18 protein-coding genes are annotated in these 14,112 nt (G+C 69.3%); 6 read left to right on the forward strand and 12 right to left on the reverse strand.

Going from position 1 to position 14,112, the window contains the following annotated elements; all coding sequences use genetic code 11:
* Window positions 1–21: 21 nt before the first annotated feature.
* A complete protein-coding gene (locus ABTZ94_RS30175; RefSeq protein ID WP_351205398.1) occupies window positions 22–291 on the reverse strand; it encodes an MDR/zinc-dependent alcohol dehydrogenase-like family protein in 270 nt (89 codons plus the stop codon).
* 184 nt (window positions 292–475) lie between these two features.
* Complete coding sequence (locus ABTZ94_RS38045) at window positions 476–715, reverse strand: ATP-binding cassette domain-containing protein (RefSeq protein WP_502967338.1); 240 nt, start codon at window positions 713–715, stop codon at window positions 476–478.
* 144 nt (window positions 716–859) lie between these two features.
* Between ABTZ94_RS38045 and ABTZ94_RS30185 the strand changes: the two genes are divergently transcribed.
* The 3 genes from ABTZ94_RS30185 to lnt all read left to right on the forward strand — a co-directional run bounded on the left by ABTZ94_RS30185 (window position 860) and on the right by lnt (window position 4,033).
* On the forward strand, window positions 860–1,723 hold the full coding sequence (locus tag ABTZ94_RS30185) for a universal stress protein (protein WP_351205400.1): 864 nt from the start codon (window positions 860–862) through the stop codon (window positions 1,721–1,723).
* Window positions 1,724–1,791: 68 nt separating this feature from the next.
* Entirely contained in the window at window positions 1,792–2,289 is a 498-nt protein-coding gene (locus tag ABTZ94_RS30190) for a nuclear transport factor 2 family protein (RefSeq protein WP_351205402.1), read from the forward strand.
* A gap of 100 nt (window positions 2,290–2,389) precedes the next feature.
* Window positions 2,390–4,033, forward strand: coding sequence for an apolipoprotein N-acyltransferase (gene lnt, locus ABTZ94_RS30195; protein WP_502967336.1), 1,644 nt, complete (start codon window positions 2,390–2,392; stop codon window positions 4,031–4,033).
* 18 nt (window positions 4,034–4,051) lie between these two features.
* Here the strand turns inward: lnt and ABTZ94_RS30200 are convergent, their stop codons facing one another.
* From ABTZ94_RS30200 to ABTZ94_RS30210, 3 genes are all read right to left on the reverse strand, one after another.
* On the reverse strand, window positions 4,052–4,399 hold the full coding sequence (locus ABTZ94_RS30200) for a DUF8108 domain-containing protein (protein ID WP_351205404.1): 348 nt from the start codon (window positions 4,397–4,399) through the stop codon (window positions 4,052–4,054).
* A gap of 95 nt (window positions 4,400–4,494) precedes the next feature.
* A complete protein-coding gene (locus tag ABTZ94_RS30205) occupies window positions 4,495–5,394 on the reverse strand; it encodes a Gfo/Idh/MocA family protein (protein WP_351205406.1) in 900 nt (299 codons plus the stop codon).
* A gap of 84 nt (window positions 5,395–5,478) precedes the next feature.
* Window positions 5,479–5,649, reverse strand: a complete 171-nt coding sequence (locus ABTZ94_RS30210) for a hypothetical protein (RefSeq protein WP_502967337.1) — start codon at window positions 5,647–5,649, stop codon at window positions 5,479–5,481.
* Between the two features lie 143 nt (window positions 5,650–5,792).
* On the opposite strand from ABTZ94_RS30210, the gene ABTZ94_RS30215 reads away from it, so the two are divergent.
* Complete coding sequence (locus ABTZ94_RS30215) at window positions 5,793–6,455, forward strand: TetR/AcrR family transcriptional regulator (protein ID WP_351205408.1); 663 nt, start codon at window positions 5,793–5,795, stop codon at window positions 6,453–6,455.
* Between the two features lie 90 nt (window positions 6,456–6,545).
* Window positions 6,546–6,998 (forward strand): hypothetical protein, encoded by a 453-nt coding sequence (locus ABTZ94_RS30220; RefSeq protein WP_351205410.1) that lies wholly within the window; start codon window positions 6,546–6,548, stop codon window positions 6,996–6,998.
* Between the two features lie 55 nt (window positions 6,999–7,053).
* Here ABTZ94_RS30220 and ABTZ94_RS30225 read toward each other — a convergent pair whose 3' ends face one another.
* The 7 genes from ABTZ94_RS30225 to ABTZ94_RS30255 all read right to left on the reverse strand — a co-directional run bounded on the left by ABTZ94_RS30225 (window position 7,054) and on the right by ABTZ94_RS30255 (window position 13,155).
* A complete protein-coding gene (locus ABTZ94_RS30225; RefSeq protein ID WP_351205412.1) occupies window positions 7,054–7,539 on the reverse strand; it encodes a hypothetical protein in 486 nt (161 codons plus the stop codon).
* A gap of 136 nt (window positions 7,540–7,675) precedes the next feature.
* On the reverse strand, window positions 7,676–8,359 hold the full coding sequence (locus ABTZ94_RS30230; protein WP_327276471.1) for a uracil-DNA glycosylase: 684 nt from the start codon (window positions 8,357–8,359) through the stop codon (window positions 7,676–7,678).
* Window positions 8,360–8,446: 87 nt separating this feature from the next.
* Window positions 8,447–10,027, reverse strand: coding sequence for an ABC transporter substrate-binding protein (locus ABTZ94_RS30235; protein WP_351205414.1), 1,581 nt, complete (start codon window positions 10,025–10,027; stop codon window positions 8,447–8,449).
* A gap of 118 nt (window positions 10,028–10,145) precedes the next feature.
* Entirely contained in the window at window positions 10,146–10,901 is a 756-nt protein-coding gene (locus tag ABTZ94_RS30240; protein WP_351205416.1) for an SDR family oxidoreductase, read from the reverse strand.
* A 20-nt stretch (window positions 10,902–10,921) separates the two neighbouring features.
* Window positions 10,922–11,683 carry a 3-oxoacyl-ACP reductase FabG gene (gene fabG, locus ABTZ94_RS30245; RefSeq protein WP_351205418.1) on the reverse strand — a complete coding sequence of 254 codons (762 nt, stop codon included), beginning with the start codon at window positions 11,681–11,683 and terminating at the stop codon, window positions 10,922–10,924.
* Window positions 11,684–11,917: 234 nt separating this feature from the next.
* On the reverse strand, window positions 11,918–12,301 hold the full coding sequence (locus tag ABTZ94_RS30250; RefSeq protein WP_351205420.1) for a DUF3037 domain-containing protein: 384 nt from the start codon (window positions 12,299–12,301) through the stop codon (window positions 11,918–11,920).
* Window positions 12,298–13,155, reverse strand: a complete 858-nt coding sequence (locus ABTZ94_RS30255; RefSeq protein WP_351205422.1) for a HipA family kinase — start codon at window positions 13,153–13,155, stop codon at window positions 12,298–12,300. The genes ABTZ94_RS30250 and ABTZ94_RS30255 overlap by 4 nt, the downstream gene beginning before the upstream one ends.
* Before the next feature lie 290 nt (window positions 13,156–13,445).
* Between ABTZ94_RS30255 and ABTZ94_RS30260 the strand changes: the two genes are divergently transcribed.
* Window positions 13,446–14,018, forward strand: coding sequence for an O-methyltransferase (locus tag ABTZ94_RS30260; RefSeq protein WP_351205424.1), 573 nt, complete (start codon window positions 13,446–13,448; stop codon window positions 14,016–14,018).
* Window positions 14,019–14,112 lie beyond the last annotated feature (94 nt).

Below are 14,112 nucleotides of genomic sequence, written 5' to 3' on the forward strand. Positions count from 1 at the left end.
GAAGTGGCGTGGCGGTGGAGGTCAGAGGATGTCGCCCTGCCAGTCCCACCGGTCAAAGTCGCCGTCCCTGGGTCCGTACTCCGCTCGGCCTCCCGGGCCGAATCGCCCGATCTCCGTGTTCAGCGCCGCCCCCTCGCGCAGTGCCGTCTCCGTCCAGCCCGTCACATCGAGGAGCAGCCCGTCGAGCGGGCCGCCCACCAACTCCCGGTAGGAGTGACCCGGCTGGGGCCCCGGGTCGGGATCGTCATGGTCGGCGCCGTACACGCGCCGATGCCGCATCAGCTCGTCCATGGGGGGCAGGATCGCATCCGGCACTGACAATCGCAGTGGGGCGCGATTCCATCCGGACCTCTTCCGCTCATGGGGACGGGTCGTGTGTACCCGGTGATTCCGACGGACACACGCTGGGGCTTGCCCGGAGGGGAGGGTCAAGGAGCGGGTGGCGCTCCCCCATCGGTCGGTACGCGACGACCGCTCACGCCGACGCCGCGGCGACGAGCGCCGCACAGCACCCGCAGCAGCCCGGACGACAAAGTGGCGGGTGCGCGCGCTCCAGGAAGTGCGGGCGAGGAGGCGGGCCGGCGCGTGCGGTGGGCTCGTCGAGAAGGAGAATCTCGGGGGCCCGGGCCGGCGCGCGGGCGAGGGCGACCCGGCGTTGCTGACCGCGCGAGACATCGGCGAGCCGGCGGTCGGGCAGTCCGCCGTCGGTGGGCAGCCGGCATTCGCGTCAGGGATCGGCATTTTACGCGTGGTGGCATCTGCCCGGATCTTCCCGGGCAGATGAGGCCGAAAGGCCCTGCCACAAGACGTGTGCGCGTACCAGCCTGGAACATGTACAGCCGGAACCCGGAGGGAAATCATGACCATCACCGAGCTTCCCGTGATCGCAGCCGTCGACGGCTCGTCGCACAGCCGTGAGGCACTCGACTGGGCCGCCCGCGAGGCCGCCCGCCGGGGGCTCCCGCTGGTGATCGTGCACGCCCGGACGCCGATTCGGCGCACCGGTCAGGAAACGCAGCAGCGCGAGGCGGAGGAGCTGCTCACCCAATCCGTACGAAGGGTGTCCGAGATCGCTCCGGATCTGCACCCGTCGACGCTCACACCGCTGGACTTCCCCTCGGCGGCGCTCACCTCGCTCAGCCGTGATGCGTCGCTGGTGGTCGTCGGCTCGCGCGGTCTGGGCGGTTTCCGGTCCCTGATGCTCGGCTCCAACAGTCTGGCGACCGCTTCGATGGCCCAGTGCCCCGTCGTCGTCATCCACAGCGGACCGTCGGACGAGGACGAAGGGGAGGCGGCCAAAGCCTTCCCCGACATTGTCGCGGGCGTGGCCGCCGACGAGAGCAGTGAAGCGGTGCAGGAGTTCGCCTTCGCGACAGCCGCTTCCCGGCCCGGTGCACGGCTGCGGATCGTGCACGGCTGGACGATGTTCTCCTCGATGCTTTCCGGCGGTCCGGTCTTCGACCGGGACGCGGCGGCAGGTGCGGCCGAGCGGACCCTCGCCGAACTCACCGCCGGCTGGCGGGAGAAGTACCCGCAGGTCGAGGTCGTCAGAGAACCGGTCGGCGGCTCCGCCGCCCGCACCCTGGTCACGGCATCGGCAACCGCGGCGCTGACCGTGATCGGGCGGCGCAAGGGCGGTGAGTCCCTCGGGCTCGGGCTCTCCCCCGTCGCACAGACCACGCTCACGCATGCGCTCGGCCCGGTGGCCGTGGTGCCCTGCTGACAGTTGTGCCGGCCCGTCGTGCGTGCGCGCCCCTTGGCCTCGGACGCCGGCGGGCGGACACTGACCCGATGACGCAGCGCGTGGATCTCTCGACCGTGATGGACCAGCTGTCCATCGATGCAGTGATCACCGGCTATGCGAGGGCGGTGGACGACGGCGAATGGGCGAACTACCGGGCCCTGTTCACCGCGGACGGCCGCGCCGACTACCGCAGCGCGGGCGGTGTCGAAGGGCCTGCGGCCGAGGTCGCCCAGTGGCTTGCGGAGACCATGCGGCTCTTCCCCGTACGCCAGCATCTGATCGTCAACCGCCGGCTCGACATCCAGGACCTGGGCGGCTACCCGGGCGACCGCGCCGAAGTGCGGGCCGACTACCTGAATCCGATGCGGCTGGAGAGCACGGCGGGTGGCGAGGGCGGCTCCGGGGTACGGGCGAGCGCACCGAACTTCGTCTCCGGCGGGCGGTACGCCTTCACGCTGTCGCGTACGGGGAGCGGCTGGCGGATCCGGACCGTGACCGTGCACGAGAAGTGGCGCGGCACAGCGGGATCGCTCACCCCCGCCTGAGCCCGCCCACCAGTGCTTCTGCCTCGCTCGCGCCGGGAAGGAACTGCGGAACGGGTGAGCAGGGAGGACACTGCTGATCACCAGGACGAGGAGGCGCGGCATGCGGATTCCGGCCGGTCGGCGCGAGCAGTGGGAGCGCATGTTGCGGTCCGGCCGGTCGCGCGGCTGCGTTGCACTGCTTGCCGGTGCGCTGCCCGCGCTCGCGTTCCCGGCGCCTTCCCTGTGGTGGCTCGCCTATGTCGGTCTGGTGCCATGGCTGCTGCTGATCCGGTCCGCCGGCACAGGGTGCCGGGCGGCGCTCGAGGGCTGGTTCGGCGGGGTCGGTTACCTGCTCGCCGTGCATCACTGGCTGATGCCGAGTCTCCATGTGTTCATCGTGGTCCTGGCTGCCCTGCTCGGTCTGCTGTGGGCGCCGTGGGGTCTGCTGGTCTTCCGAATACTGCGCGGGCCGGTTTCGGTCGCAGCAGCCGTGACCGCGGTCGTCGTGGTGCCGTGCGGCTGGCTGATGATCGAGCTGGCCCGCTCCTGGGAGGGGCTGGGCGGCCCCTGGGGGCTGCTCGGCGCGAGCCAGTGGGAGGTGGCTCCGGCACTCCGCGTGGCATCCGTCGGCGGGGTGTGGCTGGTGAGTCTTCTGCTGGTCGCGGTGAACACCGCCGTCGCCCTGCTGTTCGTGACCACCGCCGCCCGTACGGTCGGCGTCGTCGGCATCGTGGTGTGCGCCCTGGCCGCGGGGTCGATGACCCAGTGGGCAACGCAGCCCGAGCGGTCGGGCGTGGCCAGGATCGCCGTCGTGCAGCCGGGTGTGATCGCGGGCCCCCACAGCGTCGGGCGCCGGCTCGCCGCCAGTGAGCGGCTGACCCGCTCGCTGGCGGGGCGTGATCTCGATCTGGTGGTGTGGGGCGAGAGCAGTGTCGGTGTGGATCTCTCCCGGCACCCGGACATCACCGCCCGGATCGCGGCCCTCTCGCGCCGGGTGGGCGCGGATGTGCTGGTCAACATGGATGCCCGGCAGACGGATGGTTCGAGGCGGGCGGGGATCTTCAAGTCCGCTGTGCTGGTGGGACCGGACGGGCTGACCGGGCAGCGTTACGACAAGATGCGGCTGGTGCCGTTCGGCGAGTACATCCCGGCCCGTTCGGTGCTGGGCTGGGCCACGTCCGTGGGCAAGGCGGCGGGCGAGGACCGGCTGCGGGGCACCCACCCGGTGACGATGTGGCTTCCCGGCGCTGCTGGAGGGAACGGTCTGCGCATCGGACCGCTGATCTGCTTCGAGTCCGCGTTCCCCGACATGAGCCGGCGGCTGACCCGGGACGGGGCGCAGGTGCTGATCGACCAGTCGTCGACCTCGACGTTCCAGCACAGCTGGGCGCCCGAACAGCACGCCTCGCTCGGAGCGCTGCGGGCCGCCGAGAACGGCCGCCCGATGGTGCACGCCACGCTCACCGGCGTCAGTGCGGTGTACGGCCCGCAGGGCGAGCGGATCGGCACCCCGCTCGGTACGGATACGAGCGGGGCCGCCGTGTTCGATGTACCGCTGGCGTCCGGTACGACGCTCTACGTACGGCTGGGCGACTGGCCGGTGCACGGGGCGTTGACGGTACTGGCCGCGTTCTGCGTCTTCGAAGGGGTGCGGTCGTTCCGCAGACGCGACCGGGGCGGGTCGGCCGGTGCGAGGGGAAAGGCGGCTCCGGTGATCGCCTCACGCGCCGATTCCACCGAATCCACCGGTCGCTCCAGGCCGTGAGCCCGGAGAACGGCCGGACTATCCGGGGCCGTTCACGGAAACGATGTGGCCCTGGGCGTCGACGGTGAGCGAGACCCGCTCGACCTTGTTGGTCACGGCCAGCACCAGCCACACGGCGCCCCAGAAAAAGCAGGTGAACACCATCAGGATGGCGTGCAGCACATGATTCAGTGGCCGGCCCCGGACCATGACGACCTGCGTCTCGGAGCGTGATTCCACTCGCCAGCCGCTCGCGATCCGCTGATTGACCGCCCAGTCGAGGATCAGTCCGCGCTGCATCGCGTCGGGCGGCCGTCCGTCGGCCGAGTAGTAGCCGGGCGGCGGTTGGAGTGCTCCCCAGCCCTTTGGCTCGTCGTGGGGCCTCACGAGGTCACCTCCACGGGCCGGTGGTCCATCTCCCAGCCTGCATCGGAGCAAGGCCCGACGCATCCCGGGGCCGAAGGGCCCCGGCCGGACAGCCCTTAGGCGCAGTCCAGGTCGCGCAGGATGCGCTCGCACAGCTCATGCGTCTGCAGTGCGTCCTGGGCGCTCAGCAGCTTCCCGGCCCGCACGGCGTCCAGGAAGGACAGCACGCTCTGCTCGATGCCGCGCTGGCGCGCCACCGGCACCCAGTCGCCGCGCCGTCGTACGCTCGGCTGGCCCTTGTGATCGATCACCTCGGCGAGGTTGACGACCTCGCGCTTGGAGTCCTGGCCGGAGACCTCCAGCCGCTCCTCGGTCGAGCCGCTGAGCCGGTTCATCGCGCCGATGGCGGTGAACCCGTCGCCGGCCAGCTGCAGCACGACATGGTGCATCAGACCGTCGCGGATCCTGGCCTGTACGACGGTGTGCTCGATCGGCCCCGGCACCAGGAAGCGCAGGGTGTCGACGACATGGATGAAGTCGTCGAGGACCATGGTGCGTGGGTCCTCGGGCAGGCCCACCCGGTTCTTCTGCATGAGAATCAGCTCGCGCGGGTGCTCGGCACACTGCGCGTAGCCGGGCGCGACCCTGCGGTTGAAACCGACGGCGAGGCTCACCCCGCGCTCCTCGGCAAGGCTCACCAGCCTCTCGGAGTCGGCGAGTTCGTAGGCCAGCGGCTTGTCGACGTAGGTGGCGACGCCCGCGTCCAGCAGCCGGCCCACGATCTCGGGATGTACGGCGGTCGGGGCGTGGACGAACGCGGCGTCCAGGCCCTCGGCAAGCAGCGAGTCGAGATCGGTGTGGCGCTGCCCGGACGGGATCCGGTGGGCCTCGGCGACCGCGGTCAGGGTGGCGGGGGTACGGGTCTGCAGATGCAGTTCGACCCCGGGCAGGGTGGTCAGAACCGGCAGATACGCCTTCTGCGCGATGTCACCGAGCCCGATGCAGCCGACCTTCACAGGGGTCTCCTTCTCACTGTTCGGCGCCGACCGGCGCAGTGTTCACCGGGCGAGGGTGCCCCGTCGAGCTCTTCGAACCGATGTCTACCGCGGTGACCTGCGCGCGTCGTTCGTCAGGGCAGCATACGTGTGCTGCGGCGGCTGCCAGTCCGCGATGCCGTCGAAGGTGCGCAGAACGAGAGTGGGTCCGAACCGCGAGACGGTGGACATCAGGGCATCGCGCAGCGCCACGGCCGGGGCGCTGGTCAGGCGCATCAGCCGGGAGGCCTGTGCGGCCTTGCGGACGATGTCCGATGTGCGGGGCAGCCGGTCGGCGGTGTACGCGGCCAGACCCGCGCCGAGCTCCCCGCCCGGTGTTCACCGTACTACAGATGTAGTTGCGGAGGTAGGTTGGCCCCATGGCCACACGCACCACCGGCACCTCCCGGGCCGCTCTCATCACCGATGCCGCCCTCGCGCTCCTCGCCGAACGCGGGATGCGCGGCCTGACCCACCGCGCGGTGGACGAGCGCGCCGGACTCCCCCAGGGTTCGACGTCCAATTACGCACGCACCCGGCAGTCCCTGCTGGAGGTGACGGTGCGACGGCTGGCGGAGCGTGAGGCACGGGTGCTCACCCCCGGTGAACTTCCGGCGCCGGGCACCGGCAGGACGGACGGCCCGGACGCCGGCCCGCAAGGCGGTTCGGGCACCAGCGCGGAGAACGGCCCGCGCATCGGCCCGGAGGCACTGGTCGCCGGTCTCGCGCCGGCCCTGCACCGGTATCTCACCCGCCACCCCGAACTGCTCATCTGCCGCTACGAGCTCGCCCTTGAGGCCACCCGGCGCCCGGAGCTGCGGGAGTTCTTCGACGCGACGGGCCGGCAGTTCCGAGAGCCGCTGATGGCGCTGATGACGGCGGCCGGGTCGGCCGAGCCCGAACGGCACACCCTGTCCCTGGTGGCCTGGTGCGAGGGGCTGATGTTCTCGTGCGCCGCGGGGTCGTACCACCACTCCGTACCGACCGAGGAGGAGCTGCGTACCGGTTTCACCGAACTGCTGCGCGGGATGCTCGGGTCGTAGGCGGCATTACGCTGACCGGCGTCACTCGTGCGGGCCAATCCCGGCTTCCCGGCTCACTCAAAACCGGGTCCGCACAGCAGAGTTGATCAGGTGCAACGAACCCGAATCACCGTGAAGATCCTGGTCGGCGTGGCGGTCACGACACTGTCCGGCTGTGTGTCCGTGGCGCCGCAGCCGGACGTTCCGTCCCGGCCCGGGACCAGCAGGCCCGCCCAGGACATGGCGCCACAGATCGTGCGGCCGCCGGTCCACGACAGCCTGGGAGCCCTGCCGGCCCCCAAGCCGTCCGCCTCCGCAACCACCCCGGCGCCCGGCGCACCACCGGACATCCGACGCGCCGCGCCCCGCGCACCACAGCAACGCAAGCACCCCAAGGCGGCGCAGCCTCGGCCGCGTCAGGCCCCGCCCGCCGTGACCTCACCCACCCCGGCCCTGCCGGGTCACGTCACCAGGAAGGACCTCTGCGCACTGGGACGGGGATACGGGCACTGGCCCGCAGGCAGCCCGCAGTCCCGGATCTGCGAGGAAACCTACGGCCGCTGAGCCCGGCAGGAGAGAGACGAACGGGTGACCCGTCCGCCTCGGACGGGCCACCCCCTCACAGCTCTCGCAGCCTCAGCTCCAGCCGCGCGATCGCCGCGCGGACCCCTCCCCCGTACCCGTCGTCCGCCCCATCGTCCGCGAGCACACCGGAGGCGGCGCGCGCCCGGTCCAGATGGATCCGGGCCGCCTCGGGACGGTGGAGCTTCACATAGTCCGCCGCGAGATTGAGATGGAGCGAGGGATAGAACGCCCGCATCGCGAGCGCATCGGAGTGCTGTGCCGCGCGCTCGTCGGTCAGACTGCCGGCCGCGGTCAACGCCCTCAGGTCCCAGGCCAGCTCGTCACCGGGGTCGTCCTGCGTGTCGGCCATGTAGTGGGCGAGGGTGCACCGGTGCAGGGCGTCCCCGTCCTCGCCGATCTCCGACCAGAGCTCGCCGAAGCGATTGCGGGCCTCCTCCCGGTCGCCACCGTGCAGCAGCATGATCGCCTGGCCGATCCTGGTCATGACGGCATCCTTCGACGCCTCCCGCTGCTCCGTCACCGCGACCTCCCTGTCCACGTCCACCCGTTTCCGTTCGACGCTAGCCGCAGCCGCGGTCAATCCCGCTGAGGCTCGGGCGGGCGTCCCGGACCTGTCCACCGAGCGCCCACCCCCGGCCCGGGCCGAAACCGCAGCGTCAGCCCAGGTCGGGGATGCGCCAGTCGATGGCCTCGTGCCCCTGCGCCGCCACCGCCTCGTTGATCTGCGTGAACGGACGCGAGCCGAAGAACTTCTTGGCGGACAGCGGTGAAGGGTGCGCACCCTTCACCACCACATGGCGCTCCTCGTCGATCAGCGGAAGCTTCTTCTGCGCGTAGTTGCCCCAGAGCACGAAGACCGCCGGATCGGGCCGCGAGGCGACCGCGCGGATCACCGCGTCGGTGAACTTCTCCCAGCCCTTGCCCTTGTGCGAGTTCGCCTCGCCCGCGCGCACCGTCAGCACGGCGTTGAGCAGGAGCACGCCCTGCTCGGCCCACGGCATCAGATACCCGTTGTCCGGGACCGGCAGGCCGAGCTCCTCCTTCATCTCCTTGTAGATGTTCCGCAGGGAGGGCGGCGTCTTCACGCCCGGCCGCACAGAGAAGCACAGCCCGTGTCCCTGCCCCTCCCCGTGATACGGGTCCTGACCGAGGACAAGGACCTTCACCTTGTCGTAGGGCGTGGCATCCAGGGCTGCGAACACCTGGTCGCGCGGCGGATAGACCGGCCCCTTGGCCCGTTCCTCCTCGACGAACTCGGTGAGCTCCTTGAAGTAGGGCTTCTGGAGCTCTTCGCCGAGGACGCCGCGCCAGGACTCGGGCAGCAGGTCGGTGTCGGTCACGTCAACAACCTCCGGTAAGTAATCAGTTCTTCAACCGAGAACCTACCGGGGGCCACTGACAACGGGCCCTGCGAGCCCTGCCGGGGCCTACCAGCTGGCCTTGCGGTACAGCTCCCACAGCTGCATGACCGTCTGCGGGTCCAGGGCACGCTCGCCGCCGCCGATGTCCTCGCCCGCCGCGACGTACAGCTTGCCCTGCCACAGCGGCAGCAGCCGCACGTCGTTGACCAGGATCTGCTGGGCCCGTTCGAACTGCTTGCTGACCGCGCCCCGGTCGCTCTCCTTGCGGGTCTGCGGCAGCAGCCGCTCGGTGATCTCGCTCTTCATGTACGGCAACCCGGTGACGCTCTCCTTGCCCACGAAGGGGGCGATGAAGTTGTCCGGGTCCGGGAAGTCCGGGAACCAGCCGCGGCCGAAGACGGGGTACTGCCCCTTGTTGAAGCCTTCCTGGAACTCCTTCCAGGGCTTGCTCTTCAGTGTGATCCTGAACAGCCCGGAAGCCTCCAGCTGCCGCTTCAGCTCGTCGAACTCGGGGGCCGTGGACGAGCCGTACCGGTCGGTGGTGAACCAGAACGTCATGGCGACGGGCTTGGTGATGCCCGCCTTGGCGAGGATCTGCTTCGCCTCGTCCTTGTCCGGGTCGCCGTAGGCGTCGAAGAAGCTGGTGGTGTGTCCGGCGATGCCCTTCGGGACCATGGAGTACAGCGGCTCGGCCGTCCCCTGGTAGACCTTGGCCACCAGTGCGTCACGGTCGACGAGCTGGGCGATGGCCCGCCGCACGGCCACATTCCCGGCGACCGGATCCTCGGGGTTGAAGACCAGGAAGCGGATGTCCGCGCCCACCGTGTCGACGATCTGCAGATTGCTGCTCTGGTCCTTGTTGTCTTCCAGGCCGACGACGTCCTCTGCGGTGAGGCCGCGGTAGATCGCGTCGATCTCGTTCTTCCTCAGCGCCGTGACCACGGGGACGGACTCCTTGAAGTACCGGATGGTCACAGCGTCGTTCTTACGGTTGGCGAAACCCTTGTAGTCCGGATTCTTCACCAGTTCGGCCCGGTTCCCCGGCTTGTACGAATCCAGGAGGTAGGGACCGGATCCGGTGACCTTTCCGTCGCTGCGGACTTTGTGCTTCGAATAGTCGCTGGGCGCCACCAGCGACATCGCAGGCGTGGCGAGGATGAACGGGAAGGTGGCGTCCGGCTTGGTGAGGTGGAAGATGACGATGTCGTCCCCCTTGGTCTCGACCCGGTCGAGCGAGCCGAGCATGCCGACGGGGCCACCCTTGACCTTCATGGCCGTGATCCGGTCCATGGAGTACTTCACGGCCTCGGCATCGATTTTGTCACCATTGGAGAATTTCAGGCCCTTGCGGAGTTTGCACCGATAGGCCGTGCTGGTCGTGTCGGTGAACTTGCACCACTCCGCAGCATCGGGCTCGGGTCTGGTGCTGCCGGTGGGGAAACTCACCAGGGTCTGGAAGACATTCCGCATCAGTTCCCAGGAGTTGTCCCACGCCGCCGCCGGATCGAGGGTGGACGGCTCGCTGGTCGTACCGACGACTATCTTCTGTTCCGCTTTCGAGCCGCTGTCGGAGAGAAGTCCGCAACCTGCCAGCAGAGAAAGGGAAGCAAGGACTGCAGTGGCCTGCAGACTGGCCCGGTAGAACACGTGAACGCTCCTCGATCAGCCATGGGTCGGCAGACCATACCGCAGCGCCCCGTCGGGTCAATCCACGGGCCCGACAGGGCACTTGAGTCAATCAGGGCCAAACCCGCTCAGGCCGTTCTCAGCTCACGCCCGCATTCAGGAAAATGCCACCGTCAACCACCAGGGTCTGTCCCGTGATCCAGTCGCTCTGGCTCGACGTGAGGAACGCGGCGGCGCCGCCGATGTCCTCGGGGACACCCAGCCGGCCCAGCGGATAGGCCGCGGCGGCCTCCGCCTCGCGGCCCTCGTACAGCGCCTTGGCGAACTTCGTCTTCACGACCGCGGGGGCGATCGCGTTGACCCGGACGACCGGCGCGAACTCGTGCGCCAGCTGAAGGGTCAGGTTGACCATGGCGGCCTTGCTCATGCCGTACGCGCCGACGAAGGGCGAGGCTGAGATACCGGCGACCGAGGCGATGTTGACGATCGCCCCGCCGTTCTCCTTCTGCCAGGCCTTCCAGGTCTGCTGGGCGAAACCGAGCGCCGAGATCACATTCATCTCGAAGACCTTGCGGGCGACGTCGAGGTCGAGTTCCGCGATCGGGCCGAAGACCGGATTCGTACCGGCGTTGTTGATCAGGAAATCGACACGGCCGAACGCCTCCATGGTGCGCTCGACCGCCGCCGCCCGGTGCGCTTCGTCGTGCGCCTTGCCCGCCACTCCGATGACGCGGTCGGAGCCGAGCTGCTCGACGGCCTCCTTGAGAGCGTCCTCGCCGCGTCCGGTGATGCACACCCGGTCGCCGCGCGCCACGAGCGCCTCGGCGATGCCGTAGCCGATGCCTCGGCTCGCGCCCGTGATGAGCGCGACCTTCCCACTGTCCTGCACAGTCATGATGTCCGTAACCCTTCGGGTCAGTTGAGCGGTCCGCCGGCGACATACATGACCTGACCGGAGACGAAGCCGGCCTCTTCGCCCGTGAAGAAGGCGATGGCGCCCGCGACGTCCTCGGGGCGGCCGACGCGCTGCACCGGGATCTGGGTGGCGGCAGCGGCCTGGAACTCCTCGAAGCCCATGCCGACCCGGGCCGCGGTCTGCGCGGTCATCTCGGTGACGATGAAGCCGGGTGCGACGGCGTTGGCGGTGATGCCGAACTTGCCGAGCTCCTTGGCGAGGGTCTTGGTGAAGCCCTGCAGACCGGCCTTGACGGCAGAGTAGTTGGCCTGGCCGCGGTTGCCGAGCGCCGAGGAGGAGGAGAGCGAGACGATACGGCCGAACTTGGCGTCCACCATGTGCTTCTGGACGGCCTTGGCCATCAGGAACGCGCCCTTGAGGTGCACGTTCATCACCGTGTCCCAGTCGGACTCGCTCATCTTGAAGAGCAGGTTGTCGCGGAGCACGCCCGCATTGTTGACGAGGATCGTCGGGGCGCCGAGCTCGGCGGCGACCCGCGCGACCGCGGCTTCCACCTGGGCGCTGTCCGACACATCGCAGCCGACGGCGAGGGCGGTGCCCCCGGCGGCGGTGATCTTCTCGACGGTGTCCTTGCAGGCCGCCTCGTCGAGGTCGAGTACGGCGACGGCGCGGCCCTCGGCCGCCAGGCGTACCGCGGTGGCGGCGCCAATGCCCCGCGCCGCTCCGGTCACGATGGCGACGCGCTGCTCGGTGGTGGACATGCTTGGTTCTCCTCGCCCTTGGATCGCGGCTCAGCGGACGTCGGGGCACCCCGGCACGGAACCTTTGCGTGCGCGGAGCCTTCCCGATAACTGAGCAACCGCTTAGTACCTTCAGCAGACGAGACGCTAGAAGCCCTGACACTCGGTGTCAACGGCCCACGGCCGCAGGGGTGCATGTCACACCCTGCGGCGCCGCCGGCACAGTGGCTGCGGGCGGCGCCGCGGGGCGCCGGATCAGCGCACCAGCAGGTCGAGCAGCCGTTCGACCTCCGCCTCCGGGTCGGTCGTGAGGCCACTGTGCACGGGGCTCGGCTGGACGACGGTGGAGCGCGGGGCGATCAGCCAGCGGAAGCGGCGGCCTGCGTCGTCGCGGGCCGCCTGGCCCGCGTCCGTACCGCCGCGGCACACGCCCTCGACGGCGTGCAGGGCTGCCCGTACACCGACCACGTCGGCGGTCGGGTCCAGGGCCCTCAGTTTGGTCTCGTCGAGATGGGTGCGGGCGGCGACGAAACCCTGCGCGTGGCAGTAGACGACCACGCCCGCATTGAAGTACTCGCCGCGCTGCACCCGCGGCACCACGCGCAGCAGCGCGTACTCGAAGACATCGCGCTTGGTCACCGCTGGCCGTCCTTGTCGTTCTGCTTCTTGGTGGGGTGCGGCCAGGGGGTGAGGTGTTCGGTCAGCCAGCCGGGGGCCTGCGACGGCTTGGGCTCGGTGGGGCCCTCCACCGTGATGCGCTCATGAATGGTGGCGGCGCGCGGCAGCAGCGCCTCCACGTAGGCGCGGCGCAGCTCGTCAGTGGAATCGAAGCCGGGCTCGTCCACCAGCCACTCGTCGGGGACATCGGCCGCGACCTCGGTGAGCAGTTCCTCGGTGACCAGCGGGGCGAGCTCGGCGGCGGCCGCCGCGATATCGGGGGCGAACGGGGCCAGCGCATGGTCCGAGGCGTTGTACGGCTTGGCGGCGGACGCCTGGGCGCCGGGCCAGTTGTGGTGCCAGATCATGGTGGCGCCGTGGTCGATGAGCCACAGGTCGCCGTGCCAGATCAGCATGTTCGGGTTGCGCCAGGACCGGTCGACGTTGTTGATCAACGCATCGAACCAGACGACACGCCCGGCTTCCCGTGAGTCCACCTGGTAAGCGAGCGAGTCGAAGCCGATCGAGCCGGGCAGGAAGTCCATCCCGAGATTGAGCCCACCGCTGGCCTTCAGGAGCTCCTGCACCTCCTGGTCGGGCTCGGCGAGCCCGATGACCGGGTCGAGCTGGATCTGCACGAGGTCGGGGACGCGAAGGCCGAGCCTGCGGCCGAGTTGTCCGCAGATGACCTCCGCGACCAGGGTCTTGCGGCCCTGTCCGGCGCCGGTGAATTTCATGACGTAGGTGCCGAGATCGTCAGCCTCGACGATGCCTGGGAGCGATCCGCCCTCCCGCAGGGGCGTGACATAGCGGGTCGCGGTGACTTCTGTGAGCATTTCCCCAGGCTATACAGCGCGGACGCCTTGCCATCCATGGAATGTCGCGAACCGCCACAGACTGTGAAATCCCCACGGTCGATCCTGGGGAGAATCGGCGATCCCGACCGTCGTGCCGGCATTCATCGGCTACCTGGCGGCCCTGTCTCAACGGACTGCGACTTGCGCAGCGGCAGGCCCGACTGACCCGGGTCCAGTGCTTCGACCGGGAGGGTTCGCCGGCCGGACAGGCGACACTCCGTGCGAACGCCTCTGCTGTTAAATAGCGTCACGTTCACAGTGAAGGGGGCGTGATCATGGCAGAACGTGCGGTTCCGCCTCGCGTGGTGGCCGCAGAGCGTGTCGCCTCCGAGGCGGGATTCAAGAAGAGTTGCATCCCCGAAGTGGGCAGGTTGCTCAAACTGGCCGCTGCTGCGAAACCCCACGGAGTCATTGCGGAGAGCGGCACCGGCTCGGGAGTGGGCACCGCCTGGCTGCACAGTGGCCTTGGCGCCGGTGCACGCCTGGTTACGGTAGAGCGTGACGAGGAGCTGGCCCGTCGAGCAGCCAGTGTCTTCGCGGACGACAAGCGCGTCAGCATTCTCACTGGGGACTGGCGGCTGCTTGAGCAGCATGCCCCGTTCGACGTCTTCTTCTGTGACGGCGGGGGCAAGCGCGACGACCCCCAGGGGGTCGTCGAGCAGCTTGCTCCGGGTGGCCTTCTCATCCTGGACGACTTCACCCCCTCGCCCCATTGGCCGCCTCGTTTCGGCGGCGAAGTGGATGAGCTCCGCCTGTTCTACCTCACTCATCCAGCCCTGGACGCCACTGAAATACTCACAACACCAGCCAGTTCAGTGGTTGTTGCGGCACGCCGTGTCTAAGAGCCTGTCGGGTGGCTGATCATGCGTGATGCGTGACGGTCGTGATCTGCCTTCCGGGCATGGCGACGGCCCCGGAATGATCACGTGGTGTGTG

The sequence above is a fragment of the Streptomyces sp. NPDC002785 genome (assembly GCF_040295565.1).
In the GTDB taxonomy this organism is placed as follows: Bacteria; Actinomycetota; Actinomycetes; order Streptomycetales; family Streptomycetaceae; genus Streptomyces.

Excerpts from the sequence above, each read along its gene's own strand:
- fabG (WP_351205418.1), bottom strand. The coding sequence starts at position 11,683 with ATGTCCACCACCGAGCAGCGCGTCGCCATCGTGACCGGAGCGGCGCGG.
- ABTZ94_RS30255 (WP_351205422.1), bottom strand. The coding sequence starts at position 13,155 with ATGCTCACAGAAGTCACCGCGACCCGCTATGTCACGCCCCTGCGGGAG.
- lnt (WP_502967336.1), top strand. The coding sequence starts at position 2,390 with ATGCGGATTCCGGCCGGTCGGCGCGAGCAGTGGGAGCGCATGTTGCGG.
- ABTZ94_RS30215 (WP_351205408.1), top strand. The coding sequence starts at position 5,793 with ATGGCCACACGCACCACCGGCACCTCCCGGGCCGCTCTCATCACCGAT.
- ABTZ94_RS30210 (WP_502967337.1), bottom strand. The coding sequence starts at position 5,649 with ATGCGCCTGACCAGCGCCCCGGCCGTGGCGCTGCGCGATGCCCTGATG.
- ABTZ94_RS30190 (WP_351205402.1), top strand. The coding sequence starts at position 1,792 with ATGACGCAGCGCGTGGATCTCTCGACCGTGATGGACCAGCTGTCCATC.
- ABTZ94_RS30240 (WP_351205416.1), bottom strand. The coding sequence starts at position 10,901 with ATGACTGTGCAGGACAGTGGGAAGGTCGCGCTCATCACGGGCGCGAGC.
- ABTZ94_RS30185 (WP_351205400.1), top strand. The coding sequence starts at position 860 with ATGACCATCACCGAGCTTCCCGTGATCGCAGCCGTCGACGGCTCGTCG.
- ABTZ94_RS30175 (WP_351205398.1), bottom strand. The coding sequence starts at position 291 with ATGGACGAGCTGATGCGGCATCGGCGCGTGTACGGCGCCGACCATGAC.